This is a genomic window from Terriglobia bacterium (assembly GCA_036496425.1).
Lineage (GTDB): Bacteria > Acidobacteriota > Terriglobia > 20CM-2-55-15 > 20CM-2-55-15 > 20CM-2-55-15.
In genome coordinates this window covers 1-19991 of sequence record DASXLG010000288.1, presented here as the reverse complement: position 1 = coordinate 19991, position 19991 = coordinate 1, and the positions used below count along the sequence as shown (strand labels likewise).

The window sequence follows — 19991 nt, the reverse complement described above, 5'->3', positions numbered from 1 at the left end:
GCTGACGGGAGATCGGCTCCGCACATCAGCATTTGCCAACTGCTGGCGGGAAAATGCCGTCAGCTGATGTGCGGAGGCGTTCCCACATCAGCTGAAGCCAATTTCCCATCAGCAGTTGCCAACTGCTGGCGGGAAATCGGCTCCGCACATCAGCATTTGCCAACTGCTGACGGGAAAGTGTCGTCAGCTGATGTGCGGAGGCGTTCCCACATCAGCACTTGCCATTTGCTGACAGGAGAAAGCGATTTCCCGTCAGAAGCCATCCTTCTCCTGATGCATGCATCCTTATGTATATGTAATTCCGAACGGGACTGCGCGCCTGAGGCGGTAGGTTTTTCTCCTATAAAAATGCGTTACATAAACATGTCGGGGTTTGGCGTTCAACAGGTTTTTCAGCGACACCCCTGGATATCGATCGTCTCCTTGTCGAAGTGGCATACGTCCCATCCTCTATAAGAATCAGGCACGCTTGCCGAAGGGACAGTGCGCCGGGATAAACCGGCATGGAGTAGAGAATGAAAGAGTCTTACATCGAAGGCCCAGCCAGTCACGATGGCCCCGAGTCATGCGTCGGCGTCCGTAAGGGCGCAGGCGAAGTGTTGACACCTGGAAGCAAGGCGCGCAGCTGCACAACAGCGTTGCGGATCTGGATACTGGCGAACTCCTGCCGCACCGCCCTGATGCTTTCTTTACCTGCGCTTCCCCCCGGAGGCCCTGAAGGCCGCAACCGCGCCGTGCTCATCGAAATGCTGGACACGAAGTGGGCCGAAGAACTGCGCCAAGCCTCGGCCGAGGTCTATTCGGGTGGGCTGTACTGGTTCACCGCTTCCGAACTTTTCACCGCCGAAAAACCAAACCCGACCGGTAAGGTGACAGGATCGCTGTTCCTACAAAAGCCGGAAATCGTATTAAATAGGGTCTGGGTAACGAGCGCACGGGATGCTGTATCTTTAAGCAATTGAATGATCGATGAAACTCATCCTTCAGATTGGCGGCAATTGCAATCGGGAGTCTGCAGGATCTTTCGGGAAATCGGCCTGTCGGCCGAAGAAGCCAAAACTCTAACTACGGCCCGCGGCAAGGTGGAGGTCGATGTGTATGCCGTCGACACTGCGAGTGTTGACCAAATCTCCTATGTCGTGGAGTGCAAGAACTGGACTTCTAGGATCAGCCAATCAGTAGTTCATTCCTTTACCACCGTCATGTACGAAACAGGTGCCAACATCGGTTTTATTGTTTGTAAAGAAGGGTTACAGCAGGGAGCGGAGCAATATTTGCAGAATACGAACATTCGGGGCTATACATATGCCGAATTTCAGCAACGGTACTTGGAGGTGTGGTTCGAACGATACTTCGGTCCGACCTTGGGGGACGCCGCCGACGATCTTCTGCGATACACGGAGCCGTTTAATTCTTACAGAATAAAAAATGAGTTTTCACTTGAAGTTTCAATACTTGAACGCCTTGAGACGCTACGAACCGATTGGAGTATGCTCGCAACCGTGATTATGTTTCTGAAGTTGAAGCGCGATTTACCCCAAGCGGGCGTTGATTTGGGTTGTCCGGCCATAGACGACGTCGGTCGCTTCAAGGACGCCATGGAAAAGGCTTTGCCGAATGGCTATAAGCTGGGAGGGAAGACTTATCGAGAGCTTCTGGGCGAACTCTTGAAAATAGTGAGAATTGCCACCGAAGGGTTCAATACCGCCTTTGGGCGAAATATTTTTCGCGGAGAGTCGTAAGAGATGTCCAAAGAAAGTAGGGGAACCACTAAACCCGGCTTCGTCAATCCAAACGGCCAAATCGTCGTCCGCGATACCGGCCTACCGGGCACCACAACTTGCAGCGGATTTATCAGCTCGGCTGCAGCCTGTGTGGACACGAGTATGGAGTTAACGGCTCCGACATCCACGACCGGAAATATCCTGCTTGCCAGAAGGGCAAACCTGGATTGTCGTCTGAAGGGAACGGTATGGCACATTCCAAGCACATCAAAGAAGATGGCCGCGTCTTTCGCGTCACAAATATTGACGTTACAATCATATTCAAGCACCCGCTATACTCGCTCGAATTTCAGGAAAGCGCCACTCTCGGCCCGACTGGTGCGTGGCCCGTGCTCGTTCTTACGCATGCTTCCGGCTGGCCCATTTACAAGGGCAGATGGGGTGAAAATGCCAAAGCTTTTGATATCGAGAAGTTCATTGAAACATCGACCAAGCCAATCAAAGGCTTTCTCGGACGCCGCAGGGAACTTTCATTCACCAGTTCGAAATCGCGATTGAAGATCCCGAACCCATTTTCACCGACCTGATCAGTTTCAGCCTGACTCGCAAAATCCTCATGCGTGCAACCATCAAGATCCGCAGGAGCGCGAGCCCAACGCAATCAAAAAGGGAGGCCAATTTTGATATCATTCCCTTCGTCTACTATTTTTCAGTCAGTGGTTATGAAAGCGACGGTGAATCATGTGCAGCACATGCGCGGGGAGACTGCTGCCCGCAGTGGGCAAAGCGTTCGTGTACGGCTTTTTCTGTTGTCTTGCTGTCATTCTGGGCGGAGTCGAGGTCGAGGCTCAAAATCCTCTTCAGAAGGTGTACGGCATCGACTTTAGCCCGTATCTCAACGGGCAGGATCCCAACATCGGCAGTCAGATTACCCCCGAACAGATTGCGGCCCGCCTGCAGATCATTGCGCCTTATACAACGTGGGTCCGGTCCTTTGGGAGCACCAATGGACTTGAAAATATTCCATTAGTCGCCCACCAAATGGGGCTGAAAGTCGCGGCGAATGCGTGGATCTCTAACCCCACTCTTTCTCCCAACGATGCGCAGAACACCGCTGAGATCAACAGCCTCGTTGCTGCCGCGAACGCGGGGCTCGTTGACATCGCAATTGTTGGATCGGAAGCAATCCGTCGAAAAGATGTGACCGTTAGTCAATTACTTGCATACATGCAGCAGGTTCGAGCGGCAATCCCCCAAAACATTCCGGTCACTACTGCCGATATTTGGCAAACGTTCATTGATAATCCCAGTCTCATTGCAGCAAGCGATGTTGTGTTCGCGAATCTCTATCCCTATTGGGAGAGTACACCGCAAGACAATGCGCTCTGCTCGCTCGAGTCTTCATATCAGAAGCTCCAGACTGCTGCGGGTGCAACGCCGGTGTATGTGAGTGAAACGGGTTGGCCGTCGGCGGGAGGTGTCAAAGGTTTTGCGGTTCCGTCCGTTGCGAACGCGAATTTGTACGCACTGCAGTTCCTTTCCTGGGCAAATGCCAATGGCATCAAGTCATTTTATTTTGAGGCGTTCGATGAAGCATGGAAGGCGAATACCGATGAGGGAACGGTAGGGGCACATTGGGGCCTGTGGGATGTGAACGGCGCGATGAAGTCGGGCATGAACGCGTTTTTTAACGGTCAGACGGCACCCGTGGACTGTACCGGCGATGGCTTTATTTCCGGACCAACGGCCCTCACATTTACGTATGTTCCGCCCTATGGCAGCGCTGATCCGCTCGATGTGAAGGTCACCGGCATCCATCCAGCAGATTATGTCCTTGCCACCTATATCCAAGTCTTTGGCGGATGGTGGACAAAGCCCACCTTCGACCAACCGACAGTGCCGATCAATCCTGATGGAACGGTACAAGTAGCAATCGACACAGGAGGAAGCGATCAACTGGCTACTGACATTGCGGTCTTTTTGATCCCCGCCGGTTGCACACCACCCAAGGTCGGGAATGGAGCGCTGCCCACGCTTGATTGTGCTGTCGCATCTCTGCAAGTCCACCGCACGCAGAGTTCGATTAGTGGCACCATTACCGACAATCTCAATGTGCCGATTGCAAACGCGGCTGTTTCAGATCCAGTTCTTGGCACGACGACGACCGCACCGGATGGCAGGTACTCGTTTTACCAAATTACCGCTGCCGGAACTGCAACGCTCACCGTCACCTATCCCATTTACACGTTTGCGGCCTCACCGAAAACAGTACCCATTCCGATGGCCAACCTGATTGTGAATTTCACTGGCTTACCAACCTTGACCATTACCTCAGCAGCACTGCCCGATGGATATACAGGCGCACCATATGCAGCAACGCTTGTGGCGACTGGAGGTGGAACACTCTACAGTAACTGGGCCATAGGCGCGGGAGCGCTGCCTCCTGGCTTAGTGTTAGATGGCGCGAGCGGCATTGTTGCAGGTACGCCGACGACGACGAGCGGTAGCCCCTATGGCTTTAGCGTGACAGTACAGGATAATCTGGGCAATATGGCGGCGCCGCAAACATTTACAATCACTGTCGCAACAGGAATGACCACGAGCACAGTGCTCACCAGCTCAGCAAACCCGCAGAGTTTAGGACAGCCGGTCACGCTGACTGCCACCATTACGCCGGCGCCAACAACCGGCAAGGTGACCTTTTACGACAGCACAACGCTGCTCGGAATCTCATCCATATCGAACGGCATCGCAACTCTTCATACAAGCATGCTTGCCAGTGGTGCCCGATCACTGAAGGCTTATTACGGCGGGGGCGCCGCTTATCGTCCGAGCATGAGCGCCACGGTGAAAGAAACTGTTCGCGCAGTACCAACGAATGGGTTCCACGCTGGTGCGACGCTGATGTTCGGGGCAACCGCCAATTCGGTGGTCATCGGAGACTTCAATAGTGATGGCAAGGCGGATTTAGCAGTTACGAATGATGTGTTTGCCGGCACCATAAGCGTGTTTTTGGGCAAGGGCGACGGTACGTTCCAAACTGCCGCACACTTCGGTGCGGGCATTAATCCTATGTCACCAGTGGTGGCGGATTTCAATGGAGACGGCAAGACGGACTTGGCAGTATTAGCAAATTTCATTCCGAGTAGGACAACAGTCGGTGTGTTCCTGGGCAACGGCGACGGCACGTTTCAGCCTGCGATGAGTTTTGGCGCGGATATCGGCTCAAACGCGATTGCGGCGGCAGATTTGAATGGCGATGGCAACGCCGACATTGTCGTCGCCAACGCGACCAGCAACGATGTCAGCGTGCTCTTGGGTAACGGCGATGGGACGTTTCAAAGTGCAGTGAATTTCGGCGTTGGCTCGTATCCATTGTCTGTTAGTGTCGGTGATTTCAATGATGACGGTAGGGCCGACATCGTGAGTGCAAACTCCGGTCTCTTCGGCGGCGGCCACGATGTTAGCGTCCTGCTTGGTAACGGCGATGGCACGTTTCAGTCGGCAGTGGACTTCGGTGTTGGGCCGTATCCTTATTTTGTTGTAGTTGGCGACTTTAATGGCGACGGCGAGGTTGATCTGGCTGTTGCGAATTATGCCACGTACTGTTGCTCCACGATTCCTAGCGTTAGCGTGCTCTTGGGAAATGGCAACGGCACGTTTCAGACAGCTCTTAGTTTTGCAGCGGGTTCACAGCCGTTCTCTCTTGCGGTTGGAGACTTCAACGGCGACGGCGCCGCCGATCTGGCTGTTGTTAACGATAGTACTGACTACGTGATTCTGCTCTTAGGTAACGGCGATGGGACATTGCAAGCGCCAGTCAACTTGTCCCCTGGCTCGTCGAGTTTACGCTCCATCGCTGTTGGCGATCTGAACAGCGATGGAGCAACTGACATCATTACCGCAACCGGCGCTGTCTTCCTCGGCTCTCTTCTCCCGCGTCAACGCCCACGGGGACAGCTCACGAGTCAATGATCACTTGAGGTGTAATGCCGCAAATTGAACCAGGTTTAGGAACATCCCAGTTCAGGGAGTAAGGTCGTTCCCGTGCAAATACAAGTAAATGGTGTTAAGTATCTGAGTTTAATGGGGCTTGAAACGCGTAACGCTTCAGTTGCTCAAAATCGGCGGCCGCTAAAACTCCCAGCCTTTCGCGGCGAGGAATCCCTCCAGGTTCGTCCACTGGATCCCGAAATGATCACAGACATTGGGTATCTTCGCTCCGCCGTCCTTTTTGACCTCCTGTGTAATGACCACGCCGTTGCTGATTTTTGCACAGCCAATGACAAACGGGTCTGCGGCCGGAGTCCCGCGCAGGCGTTGTTTCTCGCCGACGAGAGCCTGGAACGGCTTCACTCTGAAGATCTCGACAACAAACCGCATTTCTTCCGGCGTCGGTACGCGGAATACGGATTTGTGCGCTGTCAGCCAATCAGCCAGCCACGGTTGAATATGGCTGTGATTTTCGATTTCCCGGGAAACTTCCCGGACAGAAACGACATCCTCGGCCTCCACCGCCGCGTCGAACCGAGTCCAGAAACTGGGGAATCGTTTCGGATAGTAGTGAGAAAGAGCAACGATGCTGTTGGTATCGAAGATGTAAGGCATAACGGCCTTCAGCTTGTCTTCTGGAGGACAAACTGTTCCAGGCCTGGAATGTTCTTAACGCTCACGTTCAAGTAGTCCGCGAGCTGATCGACGGAAATGCGTCCTTTGTAATAGCTGGAAAACGCAAGGCTCAGGTATTTCTCGCCCAGATAGCTGGCCTGCGTGGCGTAGTAATTGCCACCGCCCTTTCCTGCTTGTGCGTCGGCTTTTACCCTCGCATCATATTCCTCCCGCCATTTCTTGACGTCGCGCTCGTAGCGCTGCTTGCCGACAAGCTCCATATCCAGCAGACGCCGCAACACAACTTCCCGGCTAACCTTATATGTCCAGGCAATGGCGTTTACGGCTTCCTCATCAGGCCTTTCGTATGTCCTAAGGGTGGCCTTGAAGTCTGAGGATGGAAGCAAAAGCTCCGCCGCCAGCCGATTGCAGAAGACTTCAACCTGCCGCGAATGACCGTGCAATTTGTCGATATAGCTGTCGTCCTGCTTCGTGACACCGCTTTCGTGAACGATAAGGTGAGCCAGTTCATGAAACAGCGTGAAGATTTGCCGGGTTTGGGCATTGCTGTTGTTGATAAGGATGAGAGGGAACTCTTCGTCATACAAGGACAGCCCGAAGACATCTTTCTGTTTGAAAGAATCCTTGAAGACAAAAATCCCGTTATCTTCTACGGCAGCTCGCCAGGTTTTGAGTCCATCCTCGATGCTTTTCCAGCCTTTCTGGACGGATAGTGGAATTTCCAGGTAATCACGGATCTTCTCCGCAATCGAAGATGCCGATTCCGAGGCTTTTGCAGAAATGTCCTTGAGCAATTGCCTGGGCGATGGATTACTTCCGTTTGCCAGCTCTGATAAAGACAGTTGCATGGCTCGAGCTTCTCGAACCTTGTGGCGTGTATCCGCTCCCAGTTCTTCGATCTCTGTTCCGGGCAGGGTCCGAAACGACTGCTTCGGGTCTATTTCATCGGGGATATCGGGGAAAAAGAAAATCGCAATCGGCCGCTTATAGACGGAGTATGCGAGCTTTTCCAGCTGCACATAAGTCGGCGCCGACTGCCCGGATTCCCACTCCTGGATGACCGAGGATTCTTTACCGAAAGCTGCCGCAACATCCTCGATCGATTGACCTGAGCCCTTTCTCGCCCATTCCAGAATTCTGGGATTTATTCCTGTGACTGGATTGCCCATGAGGATTCCACCGGTGCGCGATTCTACCGCAGCGTTCCGCGCTGCCTATAAATATAACGCGACCGCGTGGTCAGGGCAGGGACATGCAAGTCCAGAGACCTAACCTGTCCGTCCAGGTCAGTATCTTTTGAGGCAGTAAAGAGAAACAGGCAGTTTCAGCTTTTGAGGGTACTGAAGGCCAGAAGAGCCTCGAGATTGTCACTGCAGTGCTCGCCGACGTCAGCTTGCCTCGATAGCAACGGATGGGTGCAGTTCCAGCAGCCGTCCGAAGACAACTGGACCATGCACAAAAATGAAGGCCGAACTGCGCATGGCACGAGGAGGTCTGATGACAACCGTCAATTCTGTTGAGGAGAAGATCGTTTCAAGCGGAACAGGAGCCCGGATTCTCGGTATTTCCGAACGCACCGTCCGGTACTATTGCGAGATTGGCCAGCTTCGGGCCTATAAATTGGGCAAAAGTTGGCACATCTACCGTTCCAGCCTGGACGATCTAATCAGGCAGCGCAGCAACGATCTGGGCATAAAAGAGTCGGCAATCGCGGCAGGAACGGCAGTCGCGGCGAGCGTTTCGAAGCATTCTCCGGTAAGAAGGTAGTTATCGGAGGTGGAATGGTGGCAATCAGGGTTACGTGCATCAACAAAGAAAATGGGTATCACGAAGATCCGCATCATGCAATCAGTATGCTAGGTTGGGTCGAGGATGGAACCGGTAACAGCCAAACGTGGACGCGGTTGCAGATGTATGACTGGGTGAAGCGGGGCGGGGACGCGTATGTTCGGGACGGTCAGGGGAATCGCGCGCAGGTCGTCGCTCGTGAATCCCAGCACGGAACCCAATACGTACGGACCATAGCCGACCGTGTTCTCACGGATAACTTGTTGCGGCTACCGGAGTGCCGTTAATCGAGGTATCTGGGCTCGTATTGGAAAACTGACAAGTCATCGACCAGAACGCGATCCCAGGTGCAGAGCCGGCGATCAGACCGCTTGATACGGGAAATCCATCGGCAGGATGTTTAGCCGCGAATTTCATCGGCGGCGAGACGATTGGCCACCGCCAAAGCGTGCCTCACACAAAGCCTTTATTTTGCGGCCTTCACTGCTGCCCCGATAATTTTAGCGGTCTGTTCAAAGGTTTTAGCAGTAAAGCTCGGCTTTTTTTCACCCTCGAAGACTTTGTCCGTTGGTGGCGTGAATACATTTTTCACGGAATCGATAACAAACTCGGTGTACTTCGCCAAATCCACCGTGCCGTCTTTTTCGAGAATCGATCGGATAAGCTCCCGGTATGGATTAAGGGAAACGGATATGCTCGCCTTAAACGCATACTCCTCTTCCAGCCGTCGCTCTCGGCCGTATTGGACGGTACAAAACGTGATAGCGAACGCCAGCGGGATTGTCAGGGAAAGCTTGACCCAAAAGGCCAGATTCGTCGCGCTGTACGACTGGGCCTCATGCGCGATCCAGAATGTGACACCGGCGGAAACAAAGACAAGGGCGAATATCGCAATGGCCCACCACTTTTTCGACTTGACGACCTCGTTCTGACGGGCCTGAAAAGCTCCAAACAGGGTAAATCCTGTCGCCTGCTGGATTTGCTCCCGCACCTGGTCTTTGAGCTTTTCAAGTTCCGACAGAAGGTTCGCCGTTCTCTGCTGATTGGCCTCAATAGTCTCTGCCGACCGAGCATCCAACCGTACCTCGGCGGCTTGAACGCGTTCGTCCGTACGACTGGTAAGCTTTTGCGATTCAATCGTGAAGTTATCCAGAATGGAAGTTAGCCTGGTATCGGCTGCCTTTTGGAATGCTGAAAGATCGGTAACTGTATCAGTTAAAAGCGCTTCTGTTTTGTCATTATTCAGTTTGACGGAGGTATCGATCTTTGCGGTTAATTCCCGCGCCACCGTTTGGGCCTCTTCCTGCAATGACGCATATGCGGCATCGATTTTACTCACACTTTCTTCGATCAACTTTTTGACCGCCGCGTCAGAGTTCGTGATCAGCTTACTTGCATCATCAGTCGTCTGCGTTATCTTCTTCCGGTACTCGTCGACGTCACCATAGAAGCCTTTAATGCTTGTATCTAACGACAGAAGTTCATTGTTGGCGGTTTTGATATTGGCGCTAAGCTCGCCACTCTGTTTCTCCTGTTGCTTGATAGTGGAATATACGGCACTGATCTGGTCCGCGCTGAGCTTTATTTGGTCCAGAAGCACCGCGCAGGAAGCAGCGTTCTTTTGGGCATTTTCCAAAGCAAGGCGCGCACCTTCACTTTCCTTTTCAGCAGCGTCCGAAGCGGCTCGCGCTCGGTCGGATGAGGATGTTGCTTCCGCAAGATCGGAAACCAGTTTGGAAATGCGGACCTCCTGAGTCTTCAGCTGGTTGAGCTTTCGCTGGTAGCCGAGAACCTCTTCTGACAAATTGTGGAATCCGTACTTCCAGATGGCCGTGTTGAGCGCTTCGATACCATTTGTCAGATTTACGACTTCATCTACTCCTCCAGCCAGACCTTGCAAAGATTTAGCGATGCCCTCAAGGTTTGCCGAGATCTCCTTCTGTACGGTGATGGGGAGTTCAGTCAGCTTCCGCTTTTCGATCGCGTCCTCGAGAATGGCACGAGCGGATGAAAGATTAATGAAACTCTCGTCCAGAGGGACTAGCGCCCGATCCACGTCGAATCCGGATTGTTTCGCTTTCTGCTTTGCCAAATCCATTGCTTCATTAGTAAGCGTTGTGCAGATCGAAACGATTTGGTCCAACAAATCTCCTGCGTTCATATTGCATCCCTCCTGAAGTCGAGTCTTACATCTATGCTCCATTTCTGACGGTCAAAGCAGGTCCCTGATCAGGCAGTAGGCTTCCTTACGAAATCGGCGGCCGTCCCAACAGTTGGACGATGTTTCAACCTCCCCTGTCAAGGTATACCGTATGTCGCGTTTTACGATCGCAATACATCAAGATCTGCTCCTGGGTATAATGCCCAGTCTGTTAATAATTAATTCACGACTGGAATGGAATGGCACGAACACCGACGAAGAACAACGACACAACCGCGAACCTGGGTTTTGAGGCCAAACTCTGGGCGGCGGCCGACGCACTCCGCAACAATATGGATGCGGCGGAATACAAACACGTCGTGCTTGGGCTGATCTTCCTGAAGTACATATCCGATGCGTTTGAGTCGAAACACGCCGAGCTTGAAGCGCAGAAAGCCGAAGGCGCCGATCCTGAAGATCGTGACGAATATCGCGCGTCCAGCATCTTTTGGGTGCCGAAAGAAGCGCGCTGGGAGCATTTGAAGGCGAACGCGCCGCAGCCGACGATCGGCACTACGGTCGATGACGCCATGACTGCAATCGAGCGGGATAACCCGTCGCTCAAGGGTGTGCTGCCCAAGGATTTCGGCCGAACCGGTCTCGACAAGCAGCGCCTCGGTCAGATCATCAATCTGGTAAGTGACATCGCGCTCGGCAGCACCGCCGATCGGGCGAAGGACACGCTCGGCCGCGTTTACGAGTACTTTCTTGCCCGCTTCGCCAGCGCCGAAGGGAAGAGTGGCGGACAATTCTATACACCGTCGCGGGTGGTGCGCGTGCTGGTCGAGGTGCTCGCGCCCTATAAAGGACGTGTTTATGATCCCTGCTGCGGTTCGGGAGGGATGTTTGTCAGCAGCGAGAAGTTTATCGAAGCGCATAGCGGCAAACTTGGCGACATTTCCATCTACGGTCAGGAGTCTAACTACACCACCTGGCGGCTAGCCAAGATGAATCTCGCCATTCGCGGCATCGATGCACAGATTGCCCATGGCGATACCTTTCATAACGACAAACACGCCGACCTCAAAGCCGACTACGTCCTCGCGAATCCGCCGTTCAACGATAGCGACTGGCGCGGGGAGCTTTTAAAAGACGATAAACGCTGGGTCTATGGTGTGCCGCCCGCGGGAAATGCCAACTACGCGTGGGTACAGCACTTCATTTATCACCTGGCCCCGGCCGGACTCGCCGGGTTCGTGCTCGCCAACGGCTCGATGTCATCTAACCAATCGGGCGAGGGCGAGATCCGCAAGGCGATCATCGAGGCGGATCTTGTGGACTGCATGGTCGCTCTGCCGGGCCAGCTCTTCTACTCGACACAGATCCCGGTTTGCCTGTGGTTCATCGCGCGCAACAAGAAGAACGGACGCTTCCGCGACCGGCGCGGCGAGACGCTTTTCATCGACGCACGCAAACTGGGCTCGATGGTCGACCGCGTTCACCGTGAGCTGAGCGACGGCGACATCGCGAAGATTGCAGGAACCTACCACGCCTGGCGTGACGACAAGGACGCCAGCGAGTACGCCGATGTACCCGGCTTCTGCATCCGCGCGACGCTCGAGGATATTCGCAAGCAGGGCCACGTACTCACCCCCGGTCGCTTCATCGGCGCCGAAGCCGCCGAGGACGATGGCGAGCCGTTCGAAGACAAGATGACGCGTCTCAGTGCGAGTCTGCGTAAACAACAGGCCGAGGGGGCAAAGCTGGATCAGGTCATTACCACCAACCTGAAGGAACTTGGATATGGCGGTTGAGTGGCGAACAGCAACGGTCAAGCAGCTTGTGGACGAGGGCGTGCTGGAGCGCCCGATGGACGGGAATCACGGCGAGATTCATCCGAAGACCTCTGACTTCGTCGACCGCGGCATACCATTTATCATGGCGTCGGATCTAGCGAATGGGCGAGTTGACACGAAGAACTGCACATTCATCGACGAGCAACAAGCTCGATCACTGAGAAAGGGATTTGCATTACGGGGTGACGTCCTTATCTCGCACAAGGCCACTATGGGGCGAACGGCGATAGTTGGCGAGTTGGATGTTCCGTTCCTGATCCTTACCCCTCAAGTAACGTACTACAGGGTGAAGGACAGCAAGCGATTGTCGAATCGATACCTGAAGCTGTACTTCGACAGCCACGACTTTCAGAGCCTTTTCGAGACGTGGGGGCAGAAAGGCTCAACTCGCGCCTACCTGGGGATCACGGCACAACTCGAACTTCCGATTCTCCTGCCGCCAATGGAAGAACAGGGCGCTATCGCCCACATCCTCGGCACGCTTGACGACAAGATCCAACTGAACCAGCAGATGAACGAAACGCTGGAGGCGATGGTGCGGGTCCTCTTCAAGTCGTGGTTCGTGGACTTCGCGCCCGTCCGCACTAAGGCTGAAGGCCGCGACCCCGAATTGCCTCAGCATCTCGCGGAGCTCTTCCCGGATTCCTTTGAACAGTCTGCGCTTGGAGAGATTCCTAAGGGTTGGCAACACACTCCGGTCTATGACATTGCGACCTATGTAAATGGCGCTGCATATGCAACATTCCAGCCCAAAAGTGACCGGAAAGGGCTCCCGATCATCAAGATTGCTGAACTGAAAGCCGGCGTAACATCGCAAACTAGGTTTTCTAACGTGGACATGCCTGAGAAGTTCCGAATAGGCACCGGCGATATTCTATTCTCATGGTCTGGAAATCCAGACACTTCGATTGACACGTTCGTTTGGCCCCACGGCCCAGCATGGCTCAATCAACACATCTTTCGAGTATTGCCACGCGGTCCCAATGAAGGGCCATTTATTCTTTCAACGCTCAAGTTCCTCAAACCAATCTTCGCAGAGATCGCACGGAACAAACAAACCACTGGGCTCGGCCATGTAACGGTTGACGATCTTAAACGATTGCTCGTTGCACGACCAGACGATCGATTGATTCAGGCTTGGAATCAGATTGCCGGTCCTCTATTCGACAGAGGATTTCGAAACCTGCTTGAGAACCGCGACTTGGAAGCCTTACGTGATACCCTGCTGCCGAAACTGATTTCAGGCGAGTTGCGGATCGAGAATGCGGAGCGGTTCATCGGGGGTGGTAACTGATGGCTGATCTCGACGCGCTCGCGCCAAACTACTTGCGGGCGCAGCAACGATGGCCGGATGCGCCCACACTTGCAAAGTGTCACGAGGCGCTGAAGGCGTGCTTCGATGGGAACGGACACGGCATGGTCGAACATGTCAAATCGTTCATTGAGAGCGTTTGCCTGACGATCATGGGCGAGTTTCGAGAGCCGATGTCTTCTTCGACACCCTCCACAACGGAGTTGCTCGTTTCTGCGCTCAGTCCGTTGGGTTTACGAAACAGCAGGGGAGCTAACAAACTAGATAAGATACTTTCGGGATTTAACAAATTAGCCGACGCTCTGTCGGATATGCGCAACGAGACAGGGCCTCTGGCACACGGTAAGGATGGCTTCCTCGATGCAGTGACGGCCGATCATGCACGGGCTTTTCTGCACACGGGCGATGCGATCGTCGGCGTACTCCTGAATGCGTTTGAAGGAAAGCAGCCCGATCTGATTGCGACGCGTGAACCATACGAAAACTTTCCCCATCTCAATGACCGCATCGACAGCGCTGTGAACGTTGACGTACGGATTGACGAAGATGGCGATCGCCCCGTAGTGGTCTTCTCGGTGTACACAAAGAAGAGGACAGAAGCCATTGAGATCCGTGTCGAGCCGAGCAGACTCCTCTATGGAGTTGATCGAACGATTTACGTCGAATTGCTCAAGACGGCTGAACGCGCCGTTGAAGAAGTCGTAGAGACCGACGAAGAGGCTGAAGAAGCGGCTGTTCGAGCGGCTGTTGAGATTCCTGCGATTCCGGTTGCAGTCGGCCCGGTGACGGAATTGGTACCGCAGTATGAGGGCGAACTCAAGATCGTCCGCGTCGGCGTCGAGGCGTTCTTGACTGCCGAAGGCCTGGATCCGACGCTTCGCGATGGAGGTGGAAAGCAGCTTATTGATTCGCTTCTGGCAACCGCAGAACAAAACATCGGATTGGATTGGAAGGATCGAGAACCGATCCAAGCAAGACTGAAGGTCGCTTGTAAGCGTGTGCTCGTGCAGTTTGGAATTGTGTCTGGAAGAGCGGACTCCGTGGCTGAGCGCTTGGTGGCGTGGTTGCGCGTGCAACTGCCTGATGCCGAAGCGGGGACCGAAGCCTCCACAGCTTCGGCAGAAGGAGCCGGCGCGTGAACGCCGGCTTTACGGAATCCGTCGTCGAAGAGGCCGCCCTTGCCTGGCTGGAATCGCTCGGTTACACCGTGCTCCATGGGCCGCTCATTGCGGCAGGTGAGCCTAGCGCTGAGCGCGCCGATCCGGCGTATCGCGATGTTCTCCTCGATGGCCGCCTTCGACGCGCGCTCGCGCGGCTGAATCCGGATCTTCCGCCGGAAGCGGTCGAAGATGCTTACCGGAAGCTCACGCGAAGCGATGCGCCGTCTCTCGTCGAGCGCAACCGCGCCGTGCACCGAATGCTTGTCGATGGCATCAATGTGGAATACCGCCGCAAAGGCGGCTCGATTGCCGGGGCGCAGGCGCGCGTCATCGATTTCGACACTCCGGATAACAACGACTGGCTTGCAGTCAATCAGTTCACCGTGTCGGATGGCCGGCATACGCGCCGTCCGGACGTCGTCTTGTTCATCAATGGATTGCCGCTGGCCGTACTCGAGTTGAAGAACGCGGCCGGCGAGAACGCCACCGTCTGGTCGGCATTCCAGCAGCTTCAGACATACCAGGCGCAGATCCCGGAACTGTTCGCAACCAACGCTGCGCTGGTCGCCTCGGATGGCGTTCAGGCGCGGATCGGATCGTTAGGTGCCGGCAAAGAGTGGTTTAAACCCTGGCGCACAATCACTGGAAACGAGGATGCTTCGGCGAAACTTTCCGAGCTTCAGGTGGTTCTGGAAGGCGTTTTCGAGAAACGGCGTTTTCTCGACTTGCTTCGATACTTCATCGTGTTCGAGGACACTGCCGCCGATGGAGGCAGAGGCAAGCTCACTAAGAAGATGGCGGGCTATCACCAGTTTCATGCTGTGAATGTTGCCGTCGAGCAGACCCTGCGGGCGGCAGAACCGGCTCGTTCGCTCCGTCTCGTTAACGATCCGGCGGAGCGATTCCGTACTACCGTGCCCCTCGTTCCACTCCGCGCGGCTGCGGGCGCGTTCGGCGATCCGCACAGTTTTCGTCCTGAAGATTTCGAGTGGGTGGCTGTCGGGACACGCCGGTTGCAGCCTGGAATGTTTGTCGCGCAGGTTGCCGGCCGCTCGATGGAACCGCAGATTCCGGATGGTTCATGGTGCCTGTTCCGTGCTCCAGTCGAAGGTTCGCGGCAGGGTAGGATTGTGCTTGTCGAATTACGCGATGCCCTCGATCCCGAAACCGGGCATCGTTACACGGTCAAGCGTTATGAGAGCACCAAGATCCGTGATGGCCAGCTCTGGCGTCATGAGCGTATCACGCTGCGGCCGCTCAATGCGGAATTCAAGCCTATCGAACTCGCCAGCGAGGACGAAGACCGGCTGAAAGTCATTGCTGAATTTGTTGAGGTTTTGCCGTCCCTGGAGATCACGCATACATCGACGACGAGCGAGGGCCGTCCCGGCGATCGGCGCGTCGGCGTGGTGTGGCACACCCAGGGCTCGGGCAAGAGCCTGACCATGGTCTTCTATGCCGGGCGGATCATTTTGCATCCGGCGATGGAGAACCCGACCATCGTTGTCATTACGGATCGCAACGATCTGGACGACCAGCTGTTCGGTACGTTCGCTCGCTGCCGCGATTTGCTGCGTCAACCGCCGGTTCAGGCCGCGGACCGCGCCGATCTTCGATCCAAGCTGGCCGTTGCCTCCGGTGGCGTTATCTTCACGACCATCCAGAAGTTCTTTCCGGAGGAGAAAGGGGACCGCCACCCCATACTCTCGGACCGGCGGAATATTGTCGTGATTGCCGATGAAGCCCATCGCAGCCAATATGACTTCATCGACGGGTTCGCGCGGCACATGCGCGACGCCTTGCCGCACGCATCGTTCGTCGGATTCACCGGGACCCCGATCGAGAAAGCCGACGCCAATACCCGCGCGGTCTTTGGAGACTACATCAGTGTCTATGACATCCAGCGAGCCGTTGCCGATGGCGCGACGGTGCCGATCTATTATGAGAGCCGGCTCGCCAAGCTGGAGTTGAAGGAATCGGAACGCCCCAAGATCGATCCGCAGTTCGAAGAGGCCACCGAAGGCGAAGAAGTCGAACGCAAAGAAAAACTCAAAAGCAAATGGGCTCAAATCGAAGCCGTCGTCGGCTCCGAGAACCGCATCAAACTAATAGCGCGCGATCTTGTGGAGCATTTCGAGAACCGGCTTGCGGCGATGCAAGGCAAAGCCATGATCGTGGTCATGAGCCGTCGAATCGCGGTCGAGTTGTATCGGGAACTGGTCGCTCTGCGGCCCAGTTGGCACGGCGAGAATGACGAGCACGGTATGCTCAAGGTCGTGATGACAGGTTCCGCGTCGGATCCCCTGGAATGGCAGCCGCACATTCGCAATAAATCGCGCCGCGAAGACCTTGCGAACCGGTTCCGTGATCCCAACGATCATTTCCAGATCGTGATCGTGCGCGACATGTGGCTCACCGGCTTCGATGCGCCAAGCCTCCACACCATGTATCTGGACAAGCCGATGCGCGGACATGGGCTGATGCAGGCGATCGCACGAGTCAATCGAGTCTTCAAAGACAAACCAGGCGGGCTCGTGGTGGATTACCTCGGCCTGGCAGACGAACTGAAGAAGGCCCTCGCGACGTATACAGAAGCCGGCGGCAAGGGAAAGACAGCGCTGGACCAGTCCGAAGCCGTCGCCTTGATGCTCGAGAAGTATGAAGTTTGCCAGGGCCTGTTCCACGGTTTCGATTGGAGTGCATGGATTACGGGCACTCCGCAAGCCCGGCTCTCACTCTTGCCTGCAGCCCAGGAGCATATCCTCGCTCAGGAGGACGGCAAGGCGCGGTTGCTGCGGGCGGTGACCGACTTGTCCCAGGCATTCGCGCTCGCCGTCCCGCATGAAGAAGCGCTGCGGATCCGCGACGATGTCGGTTTCTTCCAAGCCGTGCGCGCCGTTCTTGCCAAAAACGCACCTGGCGAACGCAAGACGGACGAGGCGCTGGATCTCGCCATCCGGCAGATCATTTCGAAAGCGGTTGCGTCCGATGAGGTCGTGGATATCTTCGCTGCAGCCGGTCTCAAGAAGCCCGATATATCCATTCTCTCGGAGGAGTTTCTGGCGGAAGTGCGTGGCATGCCCCAGCGCAACCTGGCCGTGGAACTACTCCAGAAATTGATTAAGGGCGAGATCAAATCACGAGTGAAGCGCAACGTCGTTCAAGCTCGGTCTTTCGCGGAGCTTTTGGAAACCGCCATTCGGAAATACCAGAATCGCGCGATCGAGACTGCGCAGGTTCTGGAAATGCTGATCGACCTCGCCAAAGACATGCGCGCCGCCAATTCAAGAGGCGAAAAACTCGGACTCTCCGACGAGGAACTCGCTTTCTACGACGCGCTCGAAACGAACGACAGCGCTGTCAAAATCCTCGGGGATGACACGCTCAAAACGATCGCCAGAGAACTGGTCGCCATGGTTCGGAAGAACGTCACGATCGACTGGACGATCCGAGACAACGTGCGGGCCCAACTCCGTGTCCTGGTAAAACGCATCTTGCGCAAATACGGTTATCCACCGGACAAGCAGGAGAAAGCGACACAAACTGTGCTCGAGCAGGCGGAGGTGCTGTCCGAGACCTGGGCTATCGAATGAGAGGCCCGTACGAGTATCCGGAAAAACAACTGTCTTGACATGAACCATTTGGGCGATGGGGTGATGAAAGTCTTCCGAGTGGAATGAGCAAGTGGGTTACCACTTTGAGGGGGACGCCGAGAAAGCGAAATCAAATGTCGAAAAGCACGGTTTCTCTTTTTGAAGAAGCCGTGACCATATTTGCCGATCCATTGTCCATGAATATGCCCGATCTGGATCATCCGGCATCTGAACGCCGTTATGTGGCCCTCGGCCTATCGGATCGATATCGTTTCTTGGTTGTCTGTTATGCTGAAATTGCTGAAAGAACAAGAATCATAAGCGCGCGCCAGCCGCCGCGTTCCGAGACAAAAAGTTATGAAGAAGGCTAAAACCAAGTCACCGGCGCGAAGAACGGACGAAGACACGATGCGTGATGAATCATTGGCTGGCAGGATCGCTACAGGTCAGTTCTCGCTCGGTTTCTCCGCATGGCTGATGCCCCAGGATCTGAACAGATCGGGTTGACTCATCCCATAATCCATACTGATGCTTCCGCACCACATATGTCGCGTAGATGATAGTGAGCGCCGCCCAGTTCAGAACCATCAGCCAGAATTGGCCCCAATGGACACCATTGATAAAGTGTGTTTTGAAGGGCCACAGATAAGGCGTAGGCAATAAATTGGTCTCATGCAGCGGTATATCGCACAGGACATGCAGCCCCCAAGCGCACCAGATCCAAGGGAATTCACTTCTAAACAACCATATGGTTGCGGCCACAACGGCCCACACCACTAGACTGTGCGTGACGTTGTACGCCGTGTACACGTAAGGCGGAAAATCTCCGGAACCTGAGATGAGTATCTGCCAAACGGTGAAAGGACCTAATGCGATAAGATCCGGTGCCGCTCCGAGCAGGCACGCCAAGCGCCAGTGCCGTGCGCTTTTGCTACCGAGCAGTGCGCCACCCCAAAGGCCATGTGCTAGGACATCCACCACAACAGACTATAGATCCTACCGTGTGACTGCGTCATCAGCGTCATGGGCCGGCAAGGATCGCCACAGCAGGTTAATTCGCGTCCGGCTTCTCTGCGTGGTCGATCACAATCACATCCACAGCGCCTCGTGTTGACTCCAACCTCAGCCCCAGTTGTTCTTCCAGGGCGGTATAAAGTGATGGTCCAGGCTGTGCTGCGGGTGCCGCAACTGGACCGGCAGCGGTGGTCGGACCAGTGATTCCAAACGGGCCGACTCTGCCCTCACCGACATTGGGCGTCCACTGAAGCGTGAAGTCGTAATGTTTCGTGAGTCCCGTACGATCCTCGATGGGACGCGCCAGTAACGGCGACAAGACGACATCAATCAGCGTGGATGGCGAGACGTGCTTCGCTGTCATCCGACCAATGCCGAACCGCATGCTGTCCTTGCCCCGCTGATCTCCAAGCTAGAAACCACCCCGAGTCCTTCCCAGAAAACCTTGCAGCATTGGGCTTTAGCCCGTGTTCCCATCACGTCCGCAGATGCCAGATATTGCCGTTTGGGTCCGTAAACGAGAAGTCGGGCCGCAGGTTCGTCGACCATTCCTCCCCATTATCGGGCCGGAAATGGATCGTGCCCGGCGGATGGATGTCGCCGGCTTCCTTCAACTTGCCCATCCAGACGTAGGCGCCGGTCGAGGCGCCTTGCCGGGTAACCGAGGTATATCTGGCCCACCTCTTTCGCGCCGAGGATGGTCAGGCCTATCTGTTCCGTCAGGTGGGGGATAATGCTGTTAGGCTGCTTTGCGACGACGTGAAGTTCGACAACC

The 19991-nt window shown here is 55.0% G+C and carries 16 protein-coding genes; 11 read left to right on the top strand and 5 right to left on the bottom strand.

From position 1 onward, the window contains the following. The first annotated feature begins 515 nt into the window (after positions 1–515). The 4 genes from VGK48_20835 (at position 516) to VGK48_20820 (ending at position 5699) form a co-directional block, all read left to right on the top strand. The gene (locus tag VGK48_20835; protein HEY2383629.1) at positions 516–962 is read left to right on the top strand and encodes a hypothetical protein; all 447 of its coding nucleotides are present in this window, start codon (positions 516–518) and stop codon (positions 960–962) included. Beyond that, on the top strand, positions 963–1742 hold the full coding sequence (locus VGK48_20830; protein ID HEY2383628.1) for a restriction endonuclease: 780 nt from the start codon (positions 963–965) through the stop codon (positions 1740–1742). 230 nt (positions 1743–1972) lie between these two features. Beyond that, entirely contained in the window at positions 1973–2311 is a 339-nt protein-coding gene (locus VGK48_20825) for a hypothetical protein (protein HEY2383627.1), read from the top strand. Between the two features lie 190 nt (positions 2312–2501). Further along, on the top strand, positions 2502–5699 hold the full coding sequence (locus VGK48_20820; GenBank protein HEY2383626.1) for an FG-GAP-like repeat-containing protein: 3198 nt from the start codon (positions 2502–2504) through the stop codon (positions 5697–5699). Between the two features lie 159 nt (positions 5700–5858). On the opposite strand, the gene VGK48_20815 is transcribed toward VGK48_20820, so the two are convergent. Continuing rightward, positions 5859–6332 (bottom strand): DUF4411 family protein, encoded by a 474-nt coding sequence (locus tag VGK48_20815; GenBank protein HEY2383625.1) that lies wholly within the window; start codon positions 6330–6332, stop codon positions 5859–5861. An 8-nt stretch (positions 6333–6340) separates the two neighbouring features. Next, positions 6341–7522, bottom strand: coding sequence for an ImmA/IrrE family metallo-endopeptidase (locus VGK48_20810; protein ID HEY2383624.1), 1182 nt, complete (start codon positions 7520–7522; stop codon positions 6341–6343). Positions 7523–7850: 328 nt separating this feature from the next. Between VGK48_20810 and VGK48_20805 the strand changes: the two genes are divergently transcribed. Both VGK48_20805 and VGK48_20800 read left to right on the top strand, forming a co-directional pair. Beyond that, positions 7851–8120, top strand: coding sequence for a helix-turn-helix domain-containing protein (locus VGK48_20805; GenBank protein HEY2383623.1), 270 nt, complete (start codon positions 7851–7853; stop codon positions 8118–8120). Positions 8121–8134: 14 nt separating this feature from the next. Continuing rightward, positions 8135–8428, top strand: coding sequence for a DUF3892 domain-containing protein (locus VGK48_20800; protein ID HEY2383622.1), 294 nt, complete (start codon positions 8135–8137; stop codon positions 8426–8428). Between the two features lie 179 nt (positions 8429–8607). Here the strand turns inward: VGK48_20800 and VGK48_20795 are convergent, their stop codons facing one another. Further along, positions 8608–10302, bottom strand: a complete 1695-nt coding sequence (locus tag VGK48_20795; GenBank protein HEY2383621.1) for a hypothetical protein — start codon at positions 10300–10302, stop codon at positions 8608–8610. Positions 10303–10541: 239 nt separating this feature from the next. Between VGK48_20795 and VGK48_20790 the strand changes: the two genes are divergently transcribed. From VGK48_20790 to VGK48_20770, 5 genes are all read left to right on the top strand, one after another. Further along, positions 10542–12095 (top strand): class I SAM-dependent DNA methyltransferase, encoded by a 1554-nt coding sequence (locus tag VGK48_20790; protein ID HEY2383620.1) that lies wholly within the window; start codon positions 10542–10544, stop codon positions 12093–12095. Next, positions 12085–13431 (top strand): restriction endonuclease subunit S, encoded by a 1347-nt coding sequence (locus tag VGK48_20785; GenBank protein ID HEY2383619.1) that lies wholly within the window; start codon positions 12085–12087, stop codon positions 13429–13431. Before VGK48_20790 ends, VGK48_20785 begins: the two co-directional genes overlap by 11 nt. Next, positions 13431–14588 carry an abortive infection family protein gene (locus tag VGK48_20780; GenBank protein ID HEY2383618.1) on the top strand — a complete coding sequence of 386 codons (1158 nt, stop codon included), beginning with the start codon at positions 13431–13433 and terminating at the stop codon, positions 14586–14588. Before VGK48_20785 ends, VGK48_20780 begins: the two co-directional genes overlap by 1 nt. Beyond that, complete coding sequence (locus VGK48_20775) at positions 14585–18202, top strand: HsdR family type I site-specific deoxyribonuclease (GenBank protein ID HEY2383617.1); 3618 nt, start codon at positions 14585–14587, stop codon at positions 18200–18202. The genes VGK48_20780 and VGK48_20775 overlap by 4 nt, the downstream gene beginning before the upstream one ends. 134 nt (positions 18203–18336) lie before the next feature. Continuing rightward, positions 18337–18573 carry a BrnT family toxin gene (locus tag VGK48_20770; protein HEY2383616.1) on the top strand — a complete coding sequence of 79 codons (237 nt, stop codon included), beginning with the start codon at positions 18337–18339 and terminating at the stop codon, positions 18571–18573. Between the two features lie 680 nt (positions 18574–19253). On the opposite strand, the gene VGK48_20765 is transcribed toward VGK48_20770, so the two are convergent. Next, complete coding sequence (locus VGK48_20765) at positions 19254–19601, bottom strand: TIGR03435 family protein (GenBank protein HEY2383615.1); 348 nt, start codon at positions 19599–19601, stop codon at positions 19254–19256. A 91-nt stretch (positions 19602–19692) separates the two neighbouring features. After that, complete coding sequence (locus tag VGK48_20760) at positions 19693–19839, bottom strand: hypothetical protein (protein HEY2383614.1); 147 nt, start codon at positions 19837–19839, stop codon at positions 19693–19695. Positions 19840–19991: the final 152 nt, after the last annotated feature.